Origin of the sequence: Candidatus Poriferisodalis sp. (assembly GCF_965221945.1) — a bacterium.
In the GTDB taxonomy this organism is placed as follows: domain Bacteria; phylum Actinomycetota; class Acidimicrobiia; order Acidimicrobiales; family Poriferisodalaceae; genus Poriferisodalis.
Genome location: NZ_OZ244925.1, coordinates 488,225 through 513,283, shown reverse-complemented (window position 1 = coordinate 513,283; position 25,059 = coordinate 488,225). Strand labels below are relative to the sequence as shown.

Sequence of the window (25,059 nt, the reverse complement as noted above, 5' to 3'; positions counted from 1 at the left end):
CAAAGCCAGCGTACGCCTCGCACCCATGCGGTTCGAGCCATCCGAACGGCCGTCTCGGCGGTCGTCGGTCCCGGTCCGAGTCGGGTGGCGCGGAACTAGGAATTCGCAGCCAAGAACTCGCGCAGACAGGCAGTCAGCGCCTCTGGCAGGTCGATCGGGATCAGTGTTCGACTGTCGTCGATCCACACCAGCTGTGCGTCGCCCCAGTCGTTGCACACCAGCGTCACGTCGCCGCCCGTATCGGAATACCTCAGACCGGCCGCACTAGAGAATTCAACCGGCATCAGATCTCCATCACACGAAAGATCCTGACGTATAACGATCTTCGTCAGTTTCATAGGCAGTGCGCACGTCATGCCGCGCACTACGATGCGAATCGCGGTGCCCACAGACAGCTGAACACGATTGGTCCCAAACGCTTCTGAGACGGTGCCGGACACATGGTTCGCTTTCTGACGCTGCGCTTCGCTTTGATCGTGGTCACCCTCTTGGTGGTCTCGGTGGTCATTTTCGCGGTTTCGGAGGCCCTGCCGAGTGATGCCGCGGAAAGATTGATGGGGCAGTACGCCACGGAGCAGAACGTCAAGCACCTGCGCGAAGAGCTGGGATTAGATCGCTCCGCCCCTGAGCGATACGGAAAATGGATCTGGGGCGCAGTGCGAGGCGATCTGGGCACCTCCTTGATACAGCGACAGCCAATAACAGGGATTGTGGGTCATCGTCTCTTACCTTCGATATATCTTGCTGTATCTGCGTTGCTGATTGCGGTCCCATCGGCAGTGCTGGTGGGCATATGGGCCGGGGTGCGTCCCAACAGCAAGGGCGACCGCGCAGTGACCCTGATCGGCATGATCGGCATTTCGCTGCCCGAGTTCGTGACCGGACTGTTCCTCACCATCATCGTCGCGTTAAAGCTTGGCTGGTTGCCGACTACCAGCGCCATACCCCGCGGCGAGACTCCGCTGACGAAGCCAGAAATCCTGATCTTGCCAACCCTCACCCTGACCATTGCGCTCTTTGCCTACATCATGCGTATGACGCGAGCCAGCGTGATCGAGACGATGGACAGCCACTATGTGCGGTCGGCGACCCTGAAGGGACTCTCGAGAAAAAGGGTCATATTCCGGCACGCCGTTCCCAACGCGATGCTGCCCACGATTACTGTCGTCGCAACCACCGTCGGATGGCTCCTGGGCGGCCTCATTATCGTCGAGAACGTCTTTGCTTATCCAGGCCTAGGTCAGCTGTTGTTGAATTCAATCCAGACCCGTGACGGTCCTCTGTTGCAGGCCTGCGCTCTCCTCATTGCAGTGGCGTATACCTTCAGCAACCTCTTTGCAGACATCAGCTATCGGATCCTAGATCCGCGCATACGGTTGACCTGATTGTGATGTGGCAGGACACGAGCGGGCCGCAAACTGAAGTGCCCGGCACCGTTCGGCACGCGCGATCGGCGATCGGTCGGGGGATCCGCACCTTCTTGCGACTTTCTCTCTCCACGACGGCTGGACGCATCGGATTGCCCATCGTCATATTCCATATATTGCTGGCGATTCTTGGCCCAATCGTGGCCCCATATTCGACTTCCGAGTTTCATGTGCCTCCGGACTTTCCCGCAACGCATCGCCTTGCGGGGCCGAGCTGGACGTATCTGTTCGGGAGCGACCATTTCGGGCGCGACGTCTTCAGCCGCGTGCTGTCCGGCGGGGGCTCTCTGATCCTCCTTTCTCTCGCTGGTGCGCTGCTGGGTCTGTTCTGGGGCACGTTGATCGGGATGAGCAGCGGCTACAAGGGCGGCCGCGTGGACCAGGTGGTGATGCGCGTCATGGACGGGATGATGGCCTTCCCGGCGCTGCTGCTGGCCCTGTTGATGCTGACAACCCTGGGTGCTCGAGACGCCCCCTGGCGGTGGCTCGAGGCCTACTGGCAGGGCTCGCTGATCGTCGTCACCATCGGTCTCGTCTTCGCTCCGTCCGCGGCGCGGGTCATGCGAAGTGTCACTCTGCAGGCCAAGAACCTGGAGTTCGTGATGAGCGCCCGTCTGCGGGGCGAGTCGGCGACCTACATCATCTTCAGGGAAATCCTGCCTCATGCAATGCCGGCGCTCGGCGTGGAGTTCGCGGTGCGGCTCAGCTACTCGATCTTGCTGGTGTCCTCCCTGGGGTTCCTGGGTCTGGGAGTCCAACCGCCTTCGCCGGATTGGGGCCTCATGATCGCGGAGGGCAGACAGTTCATCGGCAGCGCGCCATGGATCACGCTGGCGCCGGCAGGCGCGGTCGCCACGTTGGTGGTGGGCGTCAATCTGCTGACCGATGGCATCAAGCACGCCCGCGGGATTCCCCGAGAGGTCGTCGGATGAGCAGCAACGCATTCGGTGGAGCGCCGTTGCTCCAGGTGGAGCAACTGGGCGTCACCTTCCTCACGCCGCGGGGCACCATCCGGGCCGTGCGGGATGCATCGCTGAACGTGCGACGCGGTGAAGTCTTGGGACTCGCGGGAGAGTCGGGATCCGGCAAGTCGACCACTGCCTTCGCCGCCATGGGCTACCTGCCGGGCACGACACGGGTGAGCGGCCGAATTCTCTTCGAAGGTCGAGGAATTGCGGACATGGATGCGGCAGAGCTGCGCCGCTTGCGGGGCAACCGCATCGCGATGGTGTATCAAGACCCCGCGACGTCGCTGAATCCAACCATGCGTGTTGGGCCGCAGGTCTCCGAGGTGCTGCGCGAACACCTGAACGCGGACGCCCGACAGAGCCGCCGCGCCACCATCGAGCTGTTCGAGAGCGTGCGGCTCGCCGAACCGGAGGCGGTTCTCCGACGATATCCCCACGAGTTGAGCGGCGGCCAACAGCAGCGCGTGGTGATCGCCATGGCGCTGGCCTGCGAGCCGGATCTGCTGATCCTGGATGAGCCGACGACGGGGCTGGACGTCACCACGCAGGCCACGATCCTGGAGTTGATCGTCGATCTGAAGCACCGCATCAACGCGGGAATCCTGTATGTGACACACGACCTAGGAGTGATCGCAGCCGTCGCAGATCGAGTCGTGGTGATGTACGCCGGCGAGACGGTGGAAGAGGCCTCGGTGCGGGAACTGTTCAGAGATCCCAAGCATCCGTACACGACGGGGCTGCTGCACTGTGTGCCCAAGCCACCGACGGAAGACGGAGCGACCGTCGGGCTCACCCGGATCCCCGGTGCGGTGTTCCCGGCCAGCGAGCCGGCGCCGGACGCTTGCCTCTTCGTATCGCGGTGTCCCATGGCCACCGAGTTGTGCAGTCAGAAGGCTCCGCCGATGGCCGAACCAGTGGTCGGGCACTCGTCACGCTGCTTGTACCCGAATGACATCGCACCGGGAGTGTGGGGCGAGTTGGACACGAGTGTGGAAACTGGGCGCGTCCAGCAAGAACCGGTTCTGGGGGCCAAGGATCTGCGCCGTTTCTACGGAAGCTGGGGCCGCAAGTACTGGATGTTCGGCCCGCGGACTCGGCCGCCGGTCCGTGCCGTCACCGATGTGGACTTCACGGTGGGACTGGGACGGACTCTGGGAATCGTGGGTGAGAGCGGCGCTGGCAAGAGCACCATTGCCCGGGTCATCGTCGGACTGGTGCCCCGTGACCAGGGACAGCTACGGCTCAAGGAAGAGGAACTGGCGCCCGAGGTCGACGAGCGGACCGACGCTCAACGGGCGGCCATGCGCATGGTCTTTCAGAACCCGACGGCTTCCCTCAATCCGAGGCTTGCCGTTGGTCACGCCATTGTCCGGGCGCTGCGCAAGTTCTCAGGCTTGAACAAGCAGGAGAGTCAACGCCATGCCGAGGAGCTGTTGCGGGCAGTGGGCTTGGATCCGGCGTACTTGAACCGGCCTCCGCGGGAGCTCAGCGGGGGTGAACAACAGCGCGTGGCGCTCGCTGGGGCCTTCGCCGCCTCACCGGACATCATCGTTGCCGATGAGGCAGTCTCCGCCTTGGACGTGTCCGTCCAGGCGCAGGTGCTCAATCTGCTGCGGTCTCATCAGGAAGAGACCGACACGTCCTACGTGTTCATCACCCACGACTTGGCCGTGCTGCGCTATCTCTCCGACGAGATCTTGGTGCTGTACGCGGGCCACGTGGTCGAGTCAGGACAGGCCCACAAGGTGCTCGACACGCCGTCCCATCCCTATACCGAGGCACTGTTGTCAGCGGCACCAGTCCCTGATCCCGACGCGCAGCGGACGACGATCCGACTGCCGGGGTTTGTGCCGACGATGCGGGCCGAGTTTCAGGGTTGCGTCTTCGCCAGTCGCTGTCCTCGCAAGATCGGGGACGTTTGCGACGAGACGCCACCGCCGGCACAGACGGCAGTCGGTGGAGATCATGTGCTGTTTTGCCACATCCCGCTGGAGGAACTAGCCCATCTACAGGCAAATAGTTCTGTAGAACCCACAAAAACAGGAGGAGTCCCATGAACGCAATCGACCCTCAGCGACTGAAGCTGTTGATGGAGCGCGAGCAGCAAAGCTATCTAGCTAGCCACCCGAAATCAGTGGCCTTGTATGAGAGAGCAAAGAACTCGCTCTTGGCAGGAGTTCCGTTTTGCTTCATGAACGGTTTTATGGATCCGTCCTTTCCCTTGTTCATAGCGGAGGGCAGGGGAGCCTACGTGACCGATGTCGATGGCAACCGCTACCTCGACCTCCTTGCAGGTGATCTCGGGTCGATATTCGGGCATTCACCGCCGGCCGTTGCTGATGCGATAGCTCAACAAGCGCAGCGGGGCATTATGTTCACACTTCCCTCGGAAGACGCCATCTGGGTCGGCGAGGAATTGACGCGTCGCTACGGTCTGCCGTTATGGCAGATCCATATGTCAGCCAGCGATTCGGTCAGGGCCGCGATCAAGATTTCGCGCGAAGTCACCCAACGACACCTCACGCTCATGTTCAATGGCAGCTACCACGGCACCGTGGAAGAAACGTGTGTCGCGGTCGTGGACGGCAAGATGATTACTCATCCGAAGGCCGTCCACTTCGGCATAGGGATGCTTCCCGAACCCGAATCGAGGACCCGTGTTGTTGATCCTTACGACCTCGATGCTGTGGAGAGAGCATTGTCCCCACGGGACGTTGCCTGCGTCATTACCGAGCCAACGTTCTCTCAGGCTCTTCGTGGCCCCTTTGATCAGGACTTCCACATCGCCCTCCGAGATCTGACGCGTCGCTATGGCACCAAGCTCATCATCGATGAGACGCATGGCATCGGCGCCGCCTGGGGAGGATGCACAGGTCTGTGGAACCTGGAGCCAGACATTTTTGTCGCAGGCAAAGGGATCGCCGGCGGCATGCCTGCCTCAGTCATGGGCCTCAGCCAGGAGGTCGCGGACAGCGTCATGCCGCTGTTCGAGAATTTCTTCGTCGCGGGCATCGGCAGCACCCTGTCGGGCAACGCGCTGGCTGTTGCGGCGCTGCGGGCGAATCTGGAGCATGTCATGACCGAGTCGGCCTACGAGCGGATGATGTCGGCCGGTGAGCGGATGGCCAAGGGCATGCAAGAAGTCGTCACGGCTGCTGACCTCCCGTGGAGAGTCAGCCGCTGGCTCGGCTATGGAGTGCGAGTCGGCTTCTCCTTGGAGAGGCCTCGTACGATGGCGGAGGCTCAGATCCGGGGCGACGAGCAAAGCTACAATATCCGCGGCGATGAACTCATACAATATTTCCATGCTTTTTATGTCAATCGCGGGATTATCATTCTCGCCATGGCACTCTCGGCATTGAACTCGCCAGCGGTCACTGCGGAGGACGTCGACTACTACGTCGGCGTGTTTGGTGAGTGCGTGAATGAATTGATCGGCTAGTTCGCCGCTCTCAACAGTGCGTTTGACAGCACCCTCAAGGGGTAGTAGGCCGTCATTAACAATTGTCATCATCAGAATGATGATGACTGTACTATTTGTTTTTCCAATATAAGTATGTACCGATGTACGGGGCATACCAACAAAATACGGGATACCAACAAAATACTTTGATTCCGCTGCCGAAATCCCTTCGACAGTGGGGTAGTTCGAGGGGTGAATCGACATGCGAGCATCAAACCGACGATTCCTGAATTTGAGCGTGCCGCTAATAGCGCTAGCGCTCATGGCTGGGGCCTGCACCGGCACCAGCGATACCAGCGATACCAGCGACGACACTGCGGCACCGGCGACGACCGCCGCCGCAGCTGCTGCGCCCGAGACCACCGCCCCGCCCGACGAGGGGGGGCCGAAGTACGGCGGCACGCTACGGGTCGCACTGGTCGCGGACACGCACACGCTGGACCCGGCTATCTCGGTGTCCGCGGTGACCACCGCTGTTACCCAGCACACCTATGACAACCTGCTCATGATCCAGCCGGATCTCACGATGAAGCCGGAGCTGGCCACTTCGTGGGATGCCAACGACGACCTCACGTCCTACACCTTCTACCTTCGGGAGGGGGTGACGTTCCACAACGGGAAGGACTTCAGTGCGGAGGACGTCGTCTTCACGTTCGACCGTCTGCTGGATCCCGAGCTTGACTCACCGCTGCGGGCCATTCTCAACATCATCACGGACATCGTCGTCCTCGACGACTTCACCGTCCGCTTTGACCTCGATGGCCCCAACGGGTACTTCCCGAGCTACCTGCAGAAGTCCGAGGCACGGATACTTCCCGCCAACTTGGATCTCGCGGAGTTGGTCTTGGGAGCGGTCGGCACGGGGCCCTTCATTCTTGACGAGCACCTGCCGGGTGAACGCATCACGATGGTGCGGAACCCCAACTACTGGGAAGAGGGCAAGCCCTATGTGGATGAGATTGTCTTTCTGAACATCCCCGAGCCCGCAGGTCGGGTAGCGGCACTCCTGGCCGGCGACGTGGACCTGATTCAACACGGCATGGCCCCCTTGAGCGTCCCTGAAATCGACGCCAATCCCGACACCCACGTGTTGGTGTTGGAAGGCTGGGGCTGGCTGGGGCTGGCCATGGACAATGCCAGGCCGCCCTTCGACAACAAGCTGCTCCGCCAGGCCTTCCAGGCAGCGACGGACCGGGAACTTGTCAACCAGGTGGCGCTGTTGGGGTTGGGTGCACCCGGTTACGACCACCCGATCGGCACGAGCAATGCCGTCTTCGCGCCGGAATGCGCTCCGCCGCCGTATGACCCAGAACTGGCGAGGTCGCTGCTGGCAGAGGCCGGGTACCCGGACGGAATCGACATCGACCTGCACACGGCCGATATCACCACAGGTGCGATGGACATCGCGGTGGCATTCAAAGAGAGTGCTGAACCCGCGGGCATCCGGGTCAACGTCGTGGTGAATCCATCGGCTGGGTTCTGGGACACGGTTTGGCAGAACGAGACGCTGACCATCGACGCCTGGAGGGGCGCCGATCCGGATCAGGCCCTCAGCGAGCAGTTCCACAGTGCATCGCCCTACAACGCGCCGCACTACGTCAACCCGTACATGGACGGGCTGATCGAGAAGGCCAAGGGGCAGGACCTCGCGGGCCAGAAGGCGTCATACGCCGAGGTCCAGTGCATCCTGATCGAGGACGTGCCGGCGATCGTTGCGGCCTTCCGGCCGGAATTGATCGCCGTGCAGAATTACGTCAACGGCGTGAGCCCGCATCCGCTGAGCTGGCCGCTCTTCCAAGACGCCTGGCTGGACTTGGATAACTGATATCGATAACTGATATCGGCAGGTGAGCTGGCCGCGACTGGTCGCGGCCAGCTCACCTCTTGCCGCCATCCACACGAACGCACCGCAGCTACGCCTGCCCAGGACGGTCGCAGTCACGTGTGACCAGCACCGAATTGGCGTGTCGCCGTCGGCGCCCGTGGGTCCAGCAGGCTCTATCTGCGCTGGGAAGATAGACACTGGCGAAGCTGCCACGCAGGGCTGGAGGCAAGGTTGCTGGTATCTGATTTCGCGTTCAGGGCGGCCAACTGGCTGAACCGCACGGCGATCCGGCTCAGCGGCGGCCGTGTCGGCTGGATTCACAAGGGCACACCCATCATCGAGGTGACCACCACGGGCCGCCACAGCGGCGAACCCCGCTCGACGCTGCTGTCCGTGGTCGCCCAGCCAGGTGATGCCTTCGCCGTCATCGGTTCCCGCGGCGGCGACACGAAGCACCCAGCGTGGTTCCTGAACATGCGCGACAACCCGGCGGTCACGGTTCGCAACCGCAACGGCACCCAGCAGATGACAGCCCGCCTCACCGGGGACGACGAACGCACAGCGCTTTGGGAACAGATCGCCGCCGAAGACGACCACTACGTCCGATTCCAGCGCAAGACCGACCGCCAGTTTCCCATCGTCCTGCTCGAACCCGCTGACGACAGCCCGGCCGACGGCACCTAGCGGCACCTCGGGGCGAGACCGTCGACAGGATCAGCCGACGATCGGGATCTTGCGCAGGTGCACGAACCAGTTGGCGAGCGACACAGCGGCGCCGCCCATAACGTTGCCCAGGGTCACGATCGCCAGGAAGCCGGCGAACCACGCCCCGTTCAGGCCGTCGAGCTGCGCCGTCGAGAGCCCAGCCGCGGCAACAACGTCGGACTGCCCCGAGACCAGCATCCCGATCGGCACGAAGTACATGTCGGCCACGCTGTGCTCGAATCCGCCGGCGACGAATGCGGAGATGGGCAGCACCACCACAATCGCGCCGGCGAAGTTGCCCAGGTACACCGAGATCCAATTGCGGATGAGCTGGCGGACGGTGATCTGGTGATCGAGCAGCCCGATGACCATCAGGTTGTTGCCGGTGAACAGCTCCGCGCCGGTGATCACCACCAAGAACAGGCCCGTCGACAGGCCGATGCCCATCAGGAGCCGCGTGGGGCCGATGCCGAGACTCGACGAGGCCGAGATGGTGCTGGTCAGCATCGCTCCGAGCGCAACGAACACGCCCGCCATCGCCGCCAGCACCGACATCGACCCGAAGCTGAGCGCAGCCCGGCGAATCGCGAGATGCGATACCTGCGCGGCGATGTCCGAAGGCGTCAACGGCACGACCGGATTGCCAGTCGGCACTCGAGGTCCGCTTGGACCAGACATCACCGACCGATCCGCTCAAGATCCACGGACGACTCACGAAACACCATCGAAGACGCTAGTTCGTCTCGATAGTGGCCCGAGTACGAGCATCTGTCCATTCGGGATAGCGGTCGCAGGCCACGAAACGCCCTGGAGCGATCTCTCGAAGCTCCGGCCGTCGTTGGTGGCACTCAGGCGCGGTGAACGGGCAGCGCGGGGCGTAGATGCAGCCATCCGAAGCTGTTGTGGGGGATTGCGCAGATTCGGCCACCGCTGCCAGTCGTCGTCGGCGCTGGGCAACCGGATCGGCGACAGGGCTCGCCTGCATAAGAGCTCGGGTGTAGGGGTGGGCAGGCGCATCGGTCACCTCCCCGGTCGGCCCGGACTCCATGATCTGGCCGCGATAGAGCACGGTCACGTCGTGGCAAAAGTGACGCACGACCGCCATGTCGTGGGAGATGAACAGATAACTCAGGTTGCGCTCGTCCTGAAGGTCGCGCAACAGGTTGAGGATTTGCGCCTGGACCGAGAGGTCAAGCGCGCTGACGGCTTCGTCGAGGATCACGAGCTCGGGCAAGGTGATGATCGCCCGGGCAACACAGATGCGTTGGAGTTGGCCGCCCGACAACGCCGCAGGGCGCCGGTGCGCCGCTTCGGGTTCCATGCCGACGGCTTCGAGGGTGCTCGCGACACGCGCCGCAATCTCGCTCCGGTTCCCGACCTGGCGGGCGCGCAATGGCTCGGCCAAGCTCCAGAACACCGAGTAGGACGGGTTCAGCGAACTCAGCGGGTCCTGGTAGACGGCCTGCAGGTGCGCCCTCAGCTCACGCCGCCGGGCCGCTGTGAGTTTGCTGATGTCAGCGCCCCCAATGCGGACGCTGCCTGATGCGATCGGCACCAGACCGAGCACAACGCGGCCAAGTGTCGATTTGCCCGCACCGGACTCGCCGACCAGCCCGGTCGTGCGGCCCCGTTCCACGGTTATTCCCACGCCATCGAGTGCCAGCGTCGCGCGGCCCCGACCGCTGGCTCGGAACCGCACCGTCACGTCAGCCGCCTCAAGGATCAGCGAAGTCAACTCGGCCGTCACGGCAGCACGCCCTCGGACACCAGCGTCGCCGTGCGGACACACCGGGACATCGAACCCGTGTCTGCAACCTCGAGACTCAAAGGTCGCAAGACGCACTCGTCAGTGCGATGTTGACACCGATCAGCGAACCGGCACCCCACCGGCCACGCACCGGGAGGCGGGACGCGTCCGACGACCGCAGGCAGCCGTTCGCCGCGCCCGGCCGTGCTGGGATTCGCCGCCATCAGCGCGAGCGTGTATGGGAACCGGGGCCGCGCGAAGGCGGTATTCACGTTGGCCTGCTCGACGATCTCGCCCGCGTACATGACGACCACCCAGTCGGCCATGTCGGCGACCACGCCCCAGTCGTGGGTGATCAGCAGGATCGAGAGCCCCGTTGAACGCTGCAGGTCGCGCAGCAAAGCCAGGATCTCCGCCTGCAATGTGACGTCGAGAGCAGTGGTCGGCTCGTCAGCGATGAGCAGCTTCGGACGACCTGCGATTGCCAGCGCTATGTTCGCCCGCTGCGACATGCCGCCTGATAGTTCGTGAGGGTACGAGACCAGCACGCCCTCAGGATCGGCAAAGTTGACCTGCTCCAGCAGCTCGAGTGCCCGGACAGTCGCCGCCTTGCGAGACATCGACTCGTGACGGCGGATTACCTCGCGCAGATGGCTGCCAACCGTGTGGGTCGGGTCCAGGCTCGCCAAGGCGTGCTGGGACACGAAACCGATGCCTCGGCCCCGGACCGTGCGGTAGGTGTCAGGGTTGGTGGGACGCAATTGAACGCCGTCGAAGCGCACGGATCCAGACGACACATGCACACCAGCTGGTAGCAGACCCAGCACAGAAAGCGCCGTGATGCTCTTGCCGCAGCCCGACTCGCCTACGAGCGCGACGGTCTCGCCCCGCCCGACGGAAAAGGAGACGTCAGTGACCAACGCCGTGATCGCCGAACGATCGGTCACGACCGCGGACAGGTCTCGCACCTCGAGGAGCGCATCCGAATCCGGCACGACGGTCGCCTCGGCCCCCGAATGGCTGACTGGCTTCGGCGGCGAGCGCGTTGGTCGGCGGCCAGCGGCAGGTCTGTCAGCTGCCAGGTCGCGCAGCGCGTCCCCGAGCGCGCCGAAGGCGAGCACCGTCACTGCAATTGCAATGCCTGGGGGAACCAATGGCCACGTCGCCCGCGAGATAACTCGCGAGGCGTCGCCGATCATGGCGCCCCACGTGGGATTTGTACTGCTCTGCAGAAGTCCCAGAAATGACAGCACCGCTTGGATTACCAGACTGATCCCGGCGAATACCGAGGCCTGCGCAAGCACCGGACCGATGATCCGGCGCAGCACGTGTGTGCGCATGATGCGGGCTGGTCGCACACCGGAGACGCGGGCGGCAGTGACGAAGAGCTCCTCCCGCACCGCGAGCGTCGCGCCGCGTGCAACACGCACCAGTCCGACCGACGCAAGCAGTCCCAACGCCACCATTGCGGCCAGGACATTCGCCCCGAAGACGCCAAGCACGACCAGAATAATGATGATCGCCGGGATCGACTGGACCAGCTCCACAACTCGGCTGACCACAGCATCGACGGCCCCTCGGAGATAGCCGGCCAGGACGCCGAAAGCAACGCCGACGACCACGAAGACCACCAGCGCTTCGAACGTGGCCACCAGCGACGGTCGGATGCTGTAGATCAACTGGCTCAGCAGATCACGGCCGAGTGTGTCGGATCCCAACCAATGGGCACTCGACGGGCCGCTGAGCACATCGCGCAGATCCTGCTTGCCGAGCGGGTAGGGGGCGATCTGGTGGGCGAAGACGCCCACGACGATGAGCACCACCAGGTAGGCAACCGCCACAGCTCCCGCAGGATGCCGACGGCTCAGGGCACCGATCCGAGCCCAGATGCCTGCGCTCACGGGGAGTCCCCGCCAGGTGTGCGCATCCGACCCCTCGCTGCCGAAGATCGCAGCCGTGGGTCGAAGACCCCGTAACCGCAGTCGACGACCAAGTTCGAGGCGATGACGAAGAGCATGAAGTACAGGACGATGCCTTGGATTACCGGCAGATCGCGGGTGCTAGCCGCCTGTACTGCCGTACGTCCCAAACCGGGAATGGCAAACACCGACTCGATGGCCACCGTGCCGCCCAATGCGCCGACGAACACCAAGCCGACCACGGTGATGATCGGGATCGCTGCGTTGCGGAGCGCGTGCCGCAGCACGATCGACCGCTCGCCGAGACCCGCAGCGCGCAGCGTGCGCACGTATTCGCCGCCCAACGCCGTCGACATCGCATCACGCGTCAGGCGCGCGACGATCGCTGTTGCGGGCACCGACAGCGTCATGATCGGCAGCGTCACCGATCGCAGCCAGATTCCAAACCCGTCGCTCCATCCGACGTAACCCGTCGGCGGGAACCAGCCCAAGTTCACGGCAAACACGACGATCAGCACGAGCCCCAGCCAGAAGTCGGGGATTGCCAAGCCGCCAATGGAGGCAGCGTTAACCGCTCGCCCGAACCGACCTCGCCGAGCGCCTCCGATGCCTATCGCGACACCGACAACGGTGGCGACTAACACCACGCCGATGATGAGCGACAGCGACGGCGCCAGCCGGTCGTTGAGCTGCGCCGCCACCGGCTGCCGGTTGATCATCGAGTCACCGAGATCGCCGCGAAGAGCGCCGCCGAGCCACTGGCCGTACTGGGTCCACACCGGCTGGTCGAGTTCGAGGTCCTCGCGTACCTGATCGAGCTGAGCCTCCGTGGCATTCCGCCCGGCGAGCGAGACTGCGGCGTCACCGGGCAGGAGCGCCACGAGGATGAACGAGACTGCCGTCGCGACCACTGCGAGCGGTATCGACCAAGCAAGTCGCCGAGCAGCAATCCGCAGGACCGCCATCGCCCTCAGTGCTTAGCCGGGGGAAGCGTGGTAGGCCGACGCGGCGGCGGTCGCCGCGGCTCGGGCTCGCTCCGTCATCTGGGGCGGATGTCGACCAGGGTCGGGATCGACGAATTGGCGCTCGTCGCCTCGATACCGGTCAGGCCCTCGGCCAGGTACCACGGAAGGGGCGAGCCCATTACCGGCAGCACCCAGGCCTGATCGACCAGCCGGGCATTGATCTGGCGCTCGATGGCCGACGTGTCCCCGGTGGTCGAGTAATACTCGGCGTACAGCGCATCAATCTCGGGATCGACGGTGCCGAATGGGTTGAACGGGCCCGACGGATCAATGAAGAACGCCTTGTACCCCTGCATGCTCGACACGCCGTAGAAGAGGGCCACCGCGGGGTATTGCGCCGTGACCATACCGGTGAAGTACGCCGTGGGATCGGCCACGGTCGTCCTGTCGAGCGTTACGCCGACCTCGGTGAGCTGGCCGGCGATTGCCTGCACCAAGATGTCGAGGCCGATCAGGCTGGCATCCAGTACCTCGATGGTCACGCCTTCGCCGTAACCGGCATCATCGAGAAGCTGCCGGGCACGTTCGGGGTCGTACGCATTCACCTCGTCGAGTGCGGGGTCGTACCCCCTGTGGCCGACAAGCGCGTACTGGCTGAGGGCGAAACGGCTGTCGCCGAGGAGCGCTGCCGCAACTGCGTCACGGTCAACTGCGTGGTTCAGCGCACGGCGGACGCGCACATCGCCCAGCGGCGCCGACAGGGTGCCCTCGCGATCCACCAGGTTGATCCCAACGATGGACATCGGTGCTCCCACGACCGTGATGCCCGCCTCCGCAGCAGCAGTCATCGTGGTCGCGTCGCCCTGGGCGGCCTGCAGCTGTCCCGCCCGGAGGGCCTCGATGATCGAGGACGAGTTGGGGATCACCCGCACGACGACTTCGTCCCAATGGACCCGGCCGGGATTCCAATAATGCAGGTTGGGCACGAAGGTGTAGGTGTCATTGGGAACCGACTCTTCAGGCACGAGCATGTACGGCCCGGCGCCGGCAGTTCCGAGATCGAGAGTCTCGGGCGATGCAAGCGCAGCAGGGCTGATCACGTTGCCGCCGCCGAAGCCCTGAGCGAACGCGAAGTTCAGGCCAGGATCGGGCTCGCTGAGCTCCAGGCCCAGCGAGTGCGGACCGATGACCTCGATGCTGGCAACCCGGGCGAATAGCAGCGCCAGCGAAGTCGGCTGCGACTGCACGTATTCGAAGTACCCCTTCAGCGCCTCGGCGTCGAGATCGGTTCCGTCGCTGAACTTGACACCCTCGCGCAAGGTCAGCTCGTAGCGCATGTTCCGGTCGTCGGTGTAGCCGAAATCAACGGCAAGATTCGGCGCGAAGGTGCCATCGGGCTGCAGGACTATCAGCGAGTCGTACGCCCACTGGTACAGCGCGGCGAACGCCGGATCGCCGATGCCGGGATTCAGGCTGGGGGGCCCAGCAACCACCCCGAACGCCAGCGTCCCGCCGCCTCCTGGCTCCGGGACGTCGTCGGCAGCCTCGTCGGGAGCCGGCGACGTGTCGCCGCTCGGCCCTGTTTCGGTGGACGGCGTGTCGTCCGGCGGCGCGTCCTGTTCGGGTGCTGCACTCGTGTCAGCCGTCACCTCGGTATCTCCCGTCGGTGCAGGTTCGTCGCCTGCTGTATCGCCCCCGCTGTCGCATGCCCCGAGCAATGTCGCAGCTGCGAGGAGCACCATCCCGCATCCAAGTGCCCACGGGTACAGACATGGCCTGCGGCCAGATATCGCCGCGCGAGTCCTCATAGATGCCTCCAAGCGTCCACGCAGTCAGTGCTGTTGCTTCAGTGCCGTAACCGCTGCTGCTTAATCGTGTAAGTACACTACGGCCGCAGATGAGCTACGTCAAGGCAAATGTCACGATTGAGTGGGCTGGATCGCCCTCAGCTGCGACGATTCGTCGATTCGCGTTCCATGACCTGCAACGCCGGTGCGGGGTAGGCCACGGGTGTTGCGGGGTCGCGCACTGCTTCCTGAACGCTTGCAGCCAGCGCCTCGCCGAGCTCGGGGAGGGCCCCAGTGACCGAGGTCAATGACGGCGTCGTCGCCTGCGAAGCCGGTATGTCGTCTACTCCGATCACCATCACGTCGCCCGGCACGTCGACACCAGCCTCTACCAGCGCTGTGAGGATCGGCAACGCATAGTCGTCGTTGTACCCGCAGATCGCGTCGCAGCCGGCATCCAGCCATCGGGGCACCGAAGATCTCACCGATTCCGGCGTTGCTTCGACCGTCTCGAAGCGGTGTCGGACGCCGGCGGCGGAAGCGATGGCCTCGAGCGCAGGAGGCAGCAGCGGGCTCTTGGAGCTCTCGTAGTAGAACGACGGCGCGGCGTAAACGATGTCGGCCGCGCCGCGGTCGATGACGTGGGACAGCTGCAGCTTGCGGGCATTGACGCTGATGAGGTCCATTGCATTGAGATGGTCCGGCACGTCGAGATCAGTCGTCACCTGCGCGATGCCTGCCCGGGACATCTGCACGACGGCTGCATGGTCGGCAGGCAGGATGAGATCGACGAAAGCGGCCGGGCCGAGCCGAAGCCACGCATCGGCAGCTTGCTCGGGGCTGGGGTACATCGTCGCATCTGCCACCAGGGTGAAACCCTGCCGGTTCAGCGCCGCCGAGCACGCGTTGATTACGTCGGCGAACACGTGCGACAGGGGTGCGTCGCCTAGGGGGAACAGCACGATGTCACTGCGACCGAGCCGCAGGGCGCGTGCATTGCGGTTCGGCATGTATCCCAGACGCTCGGCTGCTTCGAGCACCCGGCGGCGCGTCTCCGCGCTGATCGACTGCCCGGGCGTGTTATTCAGCAAGTAGCTCACGGTCGCCCGCGACACGCCGACTTCGCGGGCGACGTCGGCACTGGTGACGCGCTTTACCACTGCAACCACCAAGGCTTGCTCGTAGGGTTGAACTTACTCGTATAAGTAGCGCTCGAACTGGTGAGAGGAGCGGCACTGAGCATGACTTTCGATGAAGTCGAACGCACCACAGCTCAGTATGACACGGGCCGCTGCGACCTCATCGACGCCGTTCATGATGTGCACGAATTCCGGCTTTGGGCGGGCGCCCAGTGACGGGGCTCGATTGGCGATATCGGCTGACCGCCAAAGTCCCCATGTTCAACAGAGACCTCGCTGCCCTGAGCGACGCGCAACGCAGACGCCTTCGGCAACACCGGGCGCCGCGCTGGGCAACCGGCCGGCCTGACCCCCGCGTCTCCACCCGACACATCGACGTGCCCTGCGCCGACCCCGGCGTACGAATCCGGATTGACGAGCCCGCCGAGCCGGCCCAAGGTCCACGCCCGCTGCTCGTTTATCTTCATGGCGGCGCGTGGATGTTCGGCGACATGGACACTCCCGAGTGGCTGACGACCCGCCTCGCAAGTGCAACCGGAACCATCGTGGCCTCGATCGAGTACCGCCTCGCGCCCGAGCATCCCTTCCCTGCCGGCCTGGATGACTGCTGGGATGCGCTCAGCTGGCTCGCCGAGAACGCTCCATCACTCGATGCGGATCCAAGTCGCATAGCCGTGATGGGCGATAGTGCCGGCGGCAACCTCGCTGCGGTGCTGTGCCTAATGACCCGCGACAGCGGCTGGCCTTCAATCACGCACCAGACGCTCATCTATCCCGCGCTCGACCTGAACTTTGCTAGTCCGTCGATCGACACCGAGGGTCATCACGGCATCGCCTCGAGGCCACAGATGGAAGCAGTGCGAACCTTGTACATCGGCGAGACAGATGCCGCCGACTGGCGCGTGTCGCCGATATGTGCCGAGAATCTGCAAGGGCTGCCGCCCGCGCATATCGTCGTCGCCGAGCACGACACGTTGCGCGACGACGGCATCCGCTACGCCGAGCGTCTGCGCGCAAGCGATGTCCCGGTGAAGCTGAGCAGTTGCGCCGGCATGGCGCACGGCTTTCTTGCGCTGCGGTTCACGCCGTCGGCGCGCCGACGAGCGCTCGACGGCATCGTCGACGAACTCAAGAAGGCGTTCAACCGCCCCTGACGACGACCCGCATCCCAACGGCGAGGAGCGCCTGGCTACTCAATCCTCAGCGGTTCGCAGTGACCTCCACCGGTGTGACGGCGAAAGTCATGTCGATCATGCGCCAGTCGGCGGGTGGAGCCGCTGCAACCGCATGGGCCGGCATCGGCGGGAAGGCGGGTCTTGTGTGCCCGGGAAGCCAGAGCGACGCGAACATGCCGATCACCGCCAATGCTGCTGACAGCAGGAACACCGGTGTGAACGACCCCGTGGCGTCGGCGATGAAGCCGCCGAGCTGAGGCGAGATCATCTGGGCGACGCCGAAGGAGAACGTCGTGGCGGCGAACGAGGGCCCGTAGTCGTCGGTGGTGGTGTTCGTAACGACATAGACGGTCAGCACGCTCGGCATCGCCGCGAACAGCAACCCGATTGCGACCGACAAGATCAGCGTCGGCACGAACCATCCCGGCAGGATCAGCGTGGTGACAACCGCCCATCCGGCAAACGAGATCACCAGTGTCCGGCGCGCTCCGATGCGTTCTCCGAGCGCGATGAACAGCGGACCGCCGAAGATCATCGCCACCCCGACCAGGGTGAAGGCCAGCGACGCCTGTGAGCTCGTCCAGCCGTTGTCGTCCTCCAGCCGGGTCGTCAGGAACGCAACGACCAGCAGGTACAGCAGCCCGAAGACCGTAAATGCGCACACCAGCGGCACCCAGCCGTGCATGCGCCGCAGGATGCTGAACCCGCCGAGGCCGGACTTGGACGCCAAGCGCTCCTGGCGGTGGCCGATGAGCAGCAGCACCGCTGCGGCAACGACCGCACCGATCAGGAGCTGCACCAAGTACACGTTCCGCCAGGACGCGTCGCCCATGGTCGAACGGACGAAACCGGAAAGCTGGCCGGCGAAGACGACGCCGAGGCCCATGCCCGCGCCGAGGAACCCGATTGCGAGTGCGCGTTTGTCCGGAGCGATTGCGTCGGCCGTGACCACCGGGGCGGGGATCCACGTCAAGGCCCCGCCCAGACCCATCGAAAGCAGCCCTGCGCCCAGCACCAGTGGACCCGGGGCGATGGCCGCCAGCGCCTGGCCGATGATTGCGAGCACGATGCCGACACGCATCATCGAGAGCAGGCGGAAACGGCTCGAGGCCGCTGCGACGATCAGACTGCCCACCAGGTACGCCGCCATGTTCACAGTGGCCAGCGAGCCGGCGACGGTGTTCGACAGGCCGAAATCATCTCGGACTGCGGGAAGCAGCACCCCGTAGGTGAACCGCCCGAACGACTGAGCGATTGCGGCCACCAGTGCCATCAGGACCACCGCGGCGAGGCCTGTCAGCCTGCGACGCTGAGGTCTCAGGTCGCCGTTGTGACTGGTCACGAGTGTCTATGCAACACCGAAACGGCCTCGTCCGCACTAGTGGGGTGGAGCGGGCTGCGACACTCAGGGGATGGTGACGCCTCGCGCGGCTCGTTGGGTGCTGCAATCGCTGCCTGGCCAACGCGGTGTCCTTCGTCGAGTCCTGTTGTGACGCAGGAACAATTCGCCATTGCCGTGGGTGTCGTCGCCACGCTGGTGACGTTCGTCCAAGTCGTGCCCCAGGTCGTGCGCCTCGTGCGGATCGGGCGGACCGAAGGCACCTCGCCCGCTTGGGCAGCGGTCGGCATGGTCATCAACATTGGATGGCTCGCGTATGTGATCGCGGAGGAGTTCTGGATCACGATTCCCGCCGTCGGGGCTGCGGTCATCAGCTTCGGCGTGGTGCTGTTGCTGCTGTATCGCAACGGCGCCAAGGTGCGAGCCGGCGTGTTCTACGGCTTGGTCGTCGGCGTGGGTTGCGTGGCGCTCCAGCTCGTGGCGGGCTGGACCGTCTTGGGCACGGTCCTGGGACTGTCGAACGGGCTGTATCTGGGGCCCTCAGTGGTCGCGGCGTGGAGGTCGCATGCACCGGTGGGCGTAGCGCCGCTCACGTGGGTGCTCACCGGAGTGGAAGGCATCTTGTGGGGCTTCTACGGCGTGCTCGTTGCAGCGGGGCCGATCATGGTCTATGGCTCGACCGCATTCCTGCTCTCAGCACTCATTTTGTTGCGGCTGTGGATCACTCGCCACCAGATCCGCGCTGCCCTCGCGGAACCCGCCTGATCGGGCCGCTGTTGGCCCCGAATCAGGCGGGAATCGGGCAAGCGTTGACGCGATAAGTGCGCAAGCGCTTGCGCAGCGTCCACAGCAGGAGGCCGAGAGCGATCAGGCCAACGACCGGCTGCACTGGGGCCCACCATGCCAAGGCGCCCGAGACGCCCACGAGGGCGACGATTGCCTGGTTGCACACCGGGCAGCCGACGGCGAGGAATGACACGAACCCGCCCCAAAGAGTGGCGGTGCCCTGTCGCTCCACGGCCGCTTCGGTACCAGCCTCGCTGCTCGGCGAGGGCCGAATCGCCAGAATCAGTCCGATTAAGGCCGAGGTGGCCGCCAAGATCACGTAGTCGAGCCATCCAACGGCGACCGGTCGGCCGAAGATCGGCGTGTCGATCACGTCCGACGGCACACCGATGAGCACCGCTGCGATGCCGCCGTACACCACGGCTCTGGGCCATACCGTCCGAGGCAGCTCACGCAGATCCTTCAGCACCGCGGCGAAGCTACCGCGCCCCGCGCAGGGTCATGACGCGCTGATTCGACGGGGGGCTCCGATGCAGTTGTGGAAGGATCGCGGTCCGTGACGCAGCGACTGCGAAGACCAAGTTCTGCGAGCAGTCGGTGGGGATGCAAGCACCCGAGTCCCAGCTGCGGTCGACGGATGATCAGGTGCGCGGCGGCCGCTGCTCTCGTCGGGGCAATGACGGTGGGAGTCGCGGCATTCCCGCTCGGAGCCACCGAGGACACGCCCGTCGAGACGGCACTGGCCAAGGTCAACGTCGTTCGCTATGGCGGTGCCGACCGCTTCGAGACGTCGGTGCTGACGACCAAGGCATTCTCGGACTTCAAAGGCGACGCTATCGACTCAGTGATGATGGTGTCGGGCTTCAAATGGCACGACGCTGTCGTGACAGCCCCATTCGACACGCCGGTGCTCTTGACACGCCGGAACACAGTGCCTCCGAAGACCATGGAGTACCTGAGGCGCTTCACATCGCCCTCAGTCAGGTACCCCTTGGTCAGGCTTATCAGCACGAATGCAATATCGACTGCCGTCGACGACCAGCTTGCAGAAGCCGGCATGGAGGTCTCCCGCATCGATGGCACCGACCAATTCCTGACCAGCGTGGCGGTGGCGGAGCGTCTCGGGGGCTTGTCTCAATTTCGCGGTGTGCGGACAGTCATCTTGGCGAGCGGCGAGGTGTTCGCAGATGTGCCCGTCGTCGGGCAGCTGGCCGCCCGCGAAAACTTGCCGATCCTGCTGAACCCACCACACGCCCTGCACTCGAAGATCCGAGAATTCCTCAGTTCTCACGACGTCGAACAGGTGATCCTCATGGGCGGCACAGCGGCGCTCTCGCAAGATGTCGAGGACTCGATTCGCAAGCTCGACATCCGGACCTTGAGAGTGGCCGGCGAGTCGCGGTTCGAGACTGCCGTTGAAGTCGCTCGCATCACTGGACTGGGGTCCTGCCACCTCGGCGGCAGGAGTCTCGCTGTCGGCCTCTCACGGGCATGGGTGCCGTACGACGCATTCAGCGCTACGCCCATGCTGGCGCGTTACGGCGCGCCGCTGCTGCTCACCGCCCCCGACGAGCTGCCCGCAGCAACGATGGCTTATCTCGACGAGGCCCGCGCAGCTCAGGCCAAGTGCGGCGACGACCCATTGATGCTCATCGTGATCGGCGGGAACGCCGCCGTCTCCCAGGAGGCCATCGACGCCTACCTGCAACGAGGCGACGAGGTCGTCACGACAGACCACTAGTCGTGAACCGAAGAAAACCCAGGATCAAGTCGTACCGAGTCCGTTGCGGCTGCTGGCTCGGCTTGGTCCGGCATCGCCTTGGGGACTGGTGGGGCCGCCTTACGCAGGCGCTGCAACGTACTGCTGTAGAAGCGCTCGACTGTTTCGGTCACCGAGTCCGCAAATCCGAGTTTGCGTGTCGTCCGCCGCCCTTGGCCCATCTCGCTTCGCTGCGTGACCCTGAATCTCACGGGAGGGTTCTGTCTGCTGCGCAACACGAGCGCAGTGTCTTCCCGAAGATCTTCAAGTGTGGCGATCTCCGGCGACTTGGAGCCCCGAGTGAATGCCTCGACGATCAAATCATCTGGAGCTTCGCGCAATTGCCGCACGAGCCAGCCAACCCGACCCTTCGCACCCTTGTCGGAGGGTGCCGCGAATTCGGCTGAGACCACAAGCCGAGACGCACGGAGGTCCGCGCTGACATCCATGTCGGCTATGGCGTCAGGCACGCGTAAACGGCCGTCAAACACGCCCTCCTGGCAGAGCCGCTGCGCGAAGTCTCGTTCGCGTAGAGCCGGATTCTGTCGATGTGCGCGGGACACAACTTCTTGGACGTCCGAGCCGAGCTGTGCACCCAATCCCATCGCGTTGGCGTGCAGCAACTGGTCCCAGCGTCGACACACGTCGGCGACTTCGGGCGTTGGTCGAGGCAGCAGACCGTCGCGTGCTCTGTCCCGCAACAGTCGATTCCGGTGGGCGCCACAGTAGCTATGAATGAATGTGGAACTCCACATGACGCCGATGGATACTGAGGGTCTTAACGCGAATCCTCAGAGCTGCCGATGAGTCTGTGCAGTGTCTCCACGGCCTGCCGGGCTTGCACATGCTGGCTCTGGCTGAGGCCTTGACTGAGAACGGCCGCCTCGAATTGCGCCAACTGTGCCAAAGCCACGGGTGCCGACGGCAGGCTATCAGTTCTTGTGAACCGTGCCGCCATATTGGCCGTCACGACTCCGAATCCGGTGATTCCGGCCAGCATCAGAACTACGGCGATGGACCTCCCGAGCCACGTCACCGGTGCTACGTCGCCGTAGCCAACTGTGGTGATCGTGGCCGCTCCCCACCAGAGCGACTCGCCGAGCGTGTCAATCTGCCCGCCGCCCGCTCGTTCAACGAGCCAGACCAGTATCGGGGCGACGACAACCACCACGAAGACGACGATGAGGGCATTGCCGCCGCGGAGGCTTCTCCAGGCGCGCCTGCCTCGGCCATGCCACAGGGCCGCGAGAAAGCTCATGCCGGTCGTCAAACGCAAGAGGCGCAGGACGCGTGCGCTACGCAGCACACGCAACGGTCTCACGACCGGAATCAGCGCGAGCACCACGATCGCTACATCGAACCAGTATCGACGGAGGTAACGCGCCGGGGCCATTTCCGTGAGGACGAGGCGGACACCGAGGTCAGCGGCGAAGAAGCCCCAGATTGCCCAGTTCGCAATCTGAACCGCGGTCAAGGCGGACGGACCGACACGGCTCTCCATGAGGAATAGCGGGACGCTGGCGACGGCGGCTGACACGAGCCACGGATCGGTCCAACGAATCCACGCATCATGCTTGCGATCTTGAGCGGAAGCAGCGCTCTCCACTGGTGATGTTTGCTCAACTGACATGTCCGACAGTTTGGCGACCCGCGGGGCGTGGGTGATTGTCCGGCCGCCTCGCCTGATTCTTGGATGTGATCAGAGGACTGGCTACGCCGACGCGATCGCTCGGTCAACCTCGTCTTGGATATCGGGCCATTCGACTGGTTCGGTGAGTCGGTCGAGTGTCGACAGCCCAGCCGTCTTCTGCGATCCGAGCTCACCGTCGAGAGACTGAGTCGCAATCACCCAGAATTTCCAGGATGAAGGGTCGAGGACGTTCTCGTTCGTCGCCGGAACGGGCTCGTGAAGGCAGAACACGTAGACGTCGGCCAGTCGAGCCGGCGGGTCGTGTTCGAACGACTCGTCAGTGACGGCCACCCATGAGTACCTACGGGGAGCGATGTCAAAGCGTGGCGTCGCCGATTCGTTTGGGTTCCACGTTTGACTGCGGCCAGATGCCTTCACCTCAATGCGAAGACTGCCGTACGCCAGATCGAAGGCATCCCATTCCCGACGGGGCTCAGCCTCGTCAACCGCGTCGAGCGCCTGGCCGACCAGCCACTCCGCGAACAGCCCCCGGTTCCTGTTGTCAGTGACGTCGCCGAGCGCCCAGCGCCGGAAACCCTCGATATCCAGTGCCCCAATCGATACCGCACGCGCTTGGGCTGCGCGCAGGCCGGCGTCGAGTTCAGAGGGCTCCCATTCATAGAGGGAATCGAGCTGGGCCGTGACATCAGGACGATTGGAGTCCTCGATTCGTCCCGTCACTTATCTGGGGATGTTCGAGCAAGCAAAGCGATCCAGCGCCACGCAATGCGCGGTAGCCGCGATCACCTTGTGCAATTCTCTGACAGACAGCATCACCCAGACAAGACTAGCTGTGATAACTGGAACGGCGTGGCAGCGCGGTGGCCCATAGGCACGTGTTTCGCTCCCGCAGTTACTCGTGGAGAGGCTCCTCGTCGACATTGAGTTGATGCGGGCTCAGCGCTCGAGCTCGCGGATGGTCTCGAGGAGCGTCGCCGTATCGCGCAGCCAGCTCACGACTCGATCAACGCAGTCCGGGCGGGTCACGTCGAGCAGCAGGGCAGCGACCGCCACGGTGTCACCCGCCTCGTCGTCGGCGACCATCGTGGTGGTCGGCCGCAGCCGTGCGTCGGATGCGATGAGCACTCCCGCGGCACGCAGCTCACGGCGCTGCAATTCACCGCCGTCATCATTCAAGAGCTCTTCATCCATGGAACTTGAATATATTTCGATATTTACCGAACACCCAAGCGATTTCTGTCGTACGGGCACTGAGGCCCGGCGAGAACCGCCGCGTCGAGGACTCGCTGGCAGCGCACCGGGGCCCTAGTTCATGTTGCGGCCCGTAGAGTCGCGGGCCAATCTCTTAGGCATTGCCGAGTCGCGGAGTGAGATCGTCCCTATGGCTGCCGACAACGCTGCTGAAAACGATGCCGAGGCGAGTTCGGTGGCGACCGGACATCGATTCGCCGCTGCGCTGCGGGAAGAAGGACTCTCGGTAATCGCCGAGATCAAACGCCGCTCGCCGTCACGCGGGGCGTTGCGGGCCGACGCAGACGCCGCCGATCTTGCGTCCGAGTACAAGGCCGGCGGGGCGGCGTGTCTGTCGGTGCTGACCGAGAGCGAACGGTTCAGCGGCTCCCCCGAGGACTTGCAGGCCGCCAAGGACGTCACCGGACTGCCGGTCCTGCGCAAGGACTTCCTGCGCACGCTCGACGATGTGCGCGACAGCCACGCCATGGGTGCCGACGCATTGCTCGTCATCCTCGCCGATATCGACCCGTCGCAGCTGCCGCCGATGCAAGAGCTTGCGCTGTCGCTCGGCGTTGACGTGCTGACTGAGGTGCGAGACGAGGCCGAATTCGAAGTGGCAGTCGACGTCGGTGCCTACATGATCGCGATCAACCAGCGGGACAACCCCGAATCAACGAAGTTCACCGTGGACTACGACAAGGCCGTTCGGGTCAGCCGTCGCTTCGAAGGGATCGACGACGGGATCCTGCTGGTGGCGGCGTCAGGCATCGGCGTGCCAGGCGGAACGCCGATGAAGGCAATTGTGGAGGCCGGCTACCACGCTGCGTTGATCGGCGAAGCGCTGGTCACCGCAGACGATCCTCCGGCGCTGCTGCGCGACCTCTTGGCCGCTGCCGAGCACGACTAGCCGCTCCCCCGATCAGCCGGGAGTGAGGGCGTCTTGGACGATGTTGTCGGGTGGGACGCCGCCGCCGGATTCCTCGGTGCCGTCGGCACGGATCAGCAGCCAGCGGGGCTGGTAGCTGACGCCGAACCTCGTCCAGAGATCGCCGTTCTCGTCGGGTAGGTGCGGCATGTTCCCGACGCCGTACGTGCTCACGAAGCGCGACATGGCCGCTGGGGTATCGCGCCCGGGAATGCCGACAAGGACGAGGTTGTCTCCGTGCTGTGA

24 protein-coding genes are annotated in these 25,059 nt (G+C 64.2%); 10 read left to right on the top strand and 14 right to left on the bottom strand.

The features are described from left to right. Positions 1–95 precede the first annotated feature (95 nt). Positions 96–440 (bottom strand): hypothetical protein, encoded by a 345-nt coding sequence (locus ACOQPH_RS02400; protein WP_420623159.1) that lies wholly within the window; start codon positions 438–440, stop codon positions 96–98. On the opposite strand from ACOQPH_RS02400, the gene ACOQPH_RS02395 reads away from it, so the two are divergent. The 6 genes from ACOQPH_RS02395 (at position 441) to ACOQPH_RS02370 (ending at position 8,367) form a co-directional block, all read left to right on the top strand. After that, complete coding sequence (locus ACOQPH_RS02395; protein ID WP_420623158.1) at positions 441–1,385, top strand: ABC transporter permease; 945 nt, start codon at positions 441–443, stop codon at positions 1,383–1,385. It begins immediately after the preceding gene. 5 nt (positions 1,386–1,390) lie between these two features. Then, the gene (locus ACOQPH_RS02390; RefSeq protein WP_420623157.1) at positions 1,391–2,359 is read left to right on the top strand and encodes an ABC transporter permease; all 969 of its coding nucleotides are present in this window, start codon (positions 1,391–1,393) and stop codon (positions 2,357–2,359) included. Then, positions 2,356–4,452 (top strand): dipeptide ABC transporter ATP-binding protein, encoded by a 2,097-nt coding sequence (locus tag ACOQPH_RS02385; RefSeq protein WP_420623156.1) that lies wholly within the window; start codon positions 2,356–2,358, stop codon positions 4,450–4,452. Before ACOQPH_RS02390 ends, ACOQPH_RS02385 begins: the two co-directional genes overlap by 4 nt. Further along, positions 4,449–5,837 (top strand): transaminase, encoded by a 1,389-nt coding sequence (locus tag ACOQPH_RS02380; RefSeq protein ID WP_420623155.1) that lies wholly within the window; start codon positions 4,449–4,451, stop codon positions 5,835–5,837. The genes ACOQPH_RS02385 and ACOQPH_RS02380 overlap by 4 nt, the downstream gene beginning before the upstream one ends. 283 nt (positions 5,838–6,120) lie before the next feature. Continuing rightward, positions 6,121–7,683 carry an ABC transporter substrate-binding protein gene (locus ACOQPH_RS02375; protein WP_420623154.1) on the top strand — a complete coding sequence of 521 codons (1,563 nt, stop codon included), beginning with the start codon at positions 6,121–6,123 and terminating at the stop codon, positions 7,681–7,683. 231 nt (positions 7,684–7,914) lie between these two features. Beyond that, on the top strand, positions 7,915–8,367 hold the full coding sequence (locus ACOQPH_RS02370; protein WP_420623153.1) for a nitroreductase/quinone reductase family protein: 453 nt from the start codon (positions 7,915–7,917) through the stop codon (positions 8,365–8,367). A gap of 30 nt (positions 8,368–8,397) precedes the next feature. Here ACOQPH_RS02370 and ACOQPH_RS02365 read toward each other — a convergent pair whose 3' ends face one another. The 6 genes from ACOQPH_RS02365 to ACOQPH_RS02340 all read right to left on the bottom strand — a co-directional run bounded on the left by ACOQPH_RS02365 (position 8,398) and on the right by ACOQPH_RS02340 (position 15,975). Continuing rightward, entirely contained in the window at positions 8,398–9,042 is a 645-nt protein-coding gene (locus ACOQPH_RS02365; protein WP_420623152.1) for a formate/nitrite transporter family protein, read from the bottom strand. 79 nt (positions 9,043–9,121) lie between these two features. Next, positions 9,122–10,135, bottom strand: coding sequence for an oligopeptide/dipeptide ABC transporter ATP-binding protein (locus tag ACOQPH_RS02360; protein ID WP_420623151.1), 1,014 nt, complete (start codon positions 10,133–10,135; stop codon positions 9,122–9,124). Continuing rightward, positions 10,132–12,036: a dipeptide/oligopeptide/nickel ABC transporter permease/ATP-binding protein gene (locus ACOQPH_RS02355; protein WP_420623150.1), complete on the bottom strand. Its 1,905-nt coding sequence runs from the start codon at positions 12,034–12,036 to the stop codon at positions 10,132–10,134. The genes ACOQPH_RS02360 and ACOQPH_RS02355 overlap by 4 nt, the downstream gene beginning before the upstream one ends. Further along, positions 12,033–13,019, bottom strand: coding sequence for an ABC transporter permease (locus tag ACOQPH_RS02350; RefSeq protein ID WP_420623149.1), 987 nt, complete (start codon positions 13,017–13,019; stop codon positions 12,033–12,035). Before ACOQPH_RS02350 ends, ACOQPH_RS02355 begins: the two co-directional genes overlap by 4 nt. Positions 13,020–13,093: 74 nt before the next feature. Then, positions 13,094–14,761, bottom strand: a complete 1,668-nt coding sequence (locus ACOQPH_RS02345) for an ABC transporter substrate-binding protein (RefSeq protein ID WP_420623148.1) — start codon at positions 14,759–14,761, stop codon at positions 13,094–13,096. 203 nt (positions 14,762–14,964) lie between these two features. Continuing rightward, entirely contained in the window at positions 14,965–15,975 is a 1,011-nt protein-coding gene (locus tag ACOQPH_RS02340) for a LacI family DNA-binding transcriptional regulator (RefSeq protein WP_420623147.1), read from the bottom strand. Positions 15,976–16,436: 461 nt separating this feature from the next. Between ACOQPH_RS02340 and ACOQPH_RS02335 the strand changes: the two genes are divergently transcribed. Next, positions 16,437–17,099, top strand: a complete 663-nt coding sequence (locus ACOQPH_RS02335) for an alpha/beta hydrolase (protein WP_420623146.1) — start codon at positions 16,437–16,439, stop codon at positions 17,097–17,099. 46 nt (positions 17,100–17,145) lie between these two features. On the opposite strand, the gene ACOQPH_RS02330 is transcribed toward ACOQPH_RS02335, so the two are convergent. After that, on the bottom strand, positions 17,146–18,462 hold the full coding sequence (locus ACOQPH_RS02330; RefSeq protein ID WP_420623145.1) for a CynX/NimT family MFS transporter: 1,317 nt from the start codon (positions 18,460–18,462) through the stop codon (positions 17,146–17,148). Between the two features lie 147 nt (positions 18,463–18,609). On the opposite strand from ACOQPH_RS02330, the gene ACOQPH_RS02325 reads away from it, so the two are divergent. Continuing rightward, positions 18,610–19,224 carry a PQ-loop domain-containing transporter gene (locus ACOQPH_RS02325; RefSeq protein ID WP_420623144.1) on the top strand — a complete coding sequence of 205 codons (615 nt, stop codon included), beginning with the start codon at positions 18,610–18,612 and terminating at the stop codon, positions 19,222–19,224. Positions 19,225–19,246: 22 nt separating this feature from the next. On the opposite strand, the gene ACOQPH_RS02320 is transcribed toward ACOQPH_RS02325, so the two are convergent. After that, positions 19,247–19,714 carry a hypothetical protein gene (locus ACOQPH_RS02320; protein WP_420623143.1) on the bottom strand — a complete coding sequence of 156 codons (468 nt, stop codon included), beginning with the start codon at positions 19,712–19,714 and terminating at the stop codon, positions 19,247–19,249. 207 nt (positions 19,715–19,921) lie between these two features. On the opposite strand from ACOQPH_RS02320, the gene ACOQPH_RS02315 reads away from it, so the two are divergent. Then, positions 19,922–20,986, top strand: coding sequence for a cell wall-binding repeat-containing protein (locus ACOQPH_RS02315; RefSeq protein ID WP_420623142.1), 1,065 nt, complete (start codon positions 19,922–19,924; stop codon positions 20,984–20,986). On the opposite strand, the gene ACOQPH_RS02310 is transcribed toward ACOQPH_RS02315, so the two are convergent. The 4 genes from ACOQPH_RS02310 to ACOQPH_RS02295 all read right to left on the bottom strand — a co-directional run bounded on the left by ACOQPH_RS02310 (position 20,983) and on the right by ACOQPH_RS02295 (position 23,846). After that, complete coding sequence (locus ACOQPH_RS02310; protein ID WP_420623141.1) at positions 20,983–21,705, bottom strand: hypothetical protein; 723 nt, start codon at positions 21,703–21,705, stop codon at positions 20,983–20,985. The two genes, ACOQPH_RS02315 and ACOQPH_RS02310, sit on opposite strands and share 4 nt — an antisense overlap. 77 nt (positions 21,706–21,782) lie before the next feature. Further along, positions 21,783–22,634: a potassium channel family protein gene (locus ACOQPH_RS02305; protein WP_420623140.1), complete on the bottom strand. Its 852-nt coding sequence runs from the start codon at positions 22,632–22,634 to the stop codon at positions 21,783–21,785. 81 nt (positions 22,635–22,715) lie between these two features. Continuing rightward, positions 22,716–23,375 (bottom strand): hypothetical protein, encoded by a 660-nt coding sequence (locus ACOQPH_RS02300; protein WP_420623139.1) that lies wholly within the window; start codon positions 23,373–23,375, stop codon positions 22,716–22,718. Positions 23,376–23,591: 216 nt separating this feature from the next. Then, positions 23,592–23,846, bottom strand: a complete 255-nt coding sequence (locus tag ACOQPH_RS02295; RefSeq protein ID WP_420623138.1) for a hypothetical protein — start codon at positions 23,844–23,846, stop codon at positions 23,592–23,594. A gap of 190 nt (positions 23,847–24,036) precedes the next feature. On the opposite strand from ACOQPH_RS02295, the gene ACOQPH_RS02290 reads away from it, so the two are divergent. Beyond that, the gene (locus tag ACOQPH_RS02290; RefSeq protein ID WP_420623137.1) at positions 24,037–24,795 is read left to right on the top strand and encodes an indole-3-glycerol-phosphate synthase; all 759 of its coding nucleotides are present in this window, start codon (positions 24,037–24,039) and stop codon (positions 24,793–24,795) included. Between the two features lie 12 nt (positions 24,796–24,807). Here the strand turns inward: ACOQPH_RS02290 and ACOQPH_RS02285 are convergent, their stop codons facing one another. Continuing rightward, positions 24,808–24,999, bottom strand: coding sequence for a hypothetical protein (locus ACOQPH_RS02285; RefSeq protein WP_420623136.1), 192 nt, complete (start codon positions 24,997–24,999; stop codon positions 24,808–24,810). Positions 25,000–25,059 lie beyond the last annotated feature (60 nt).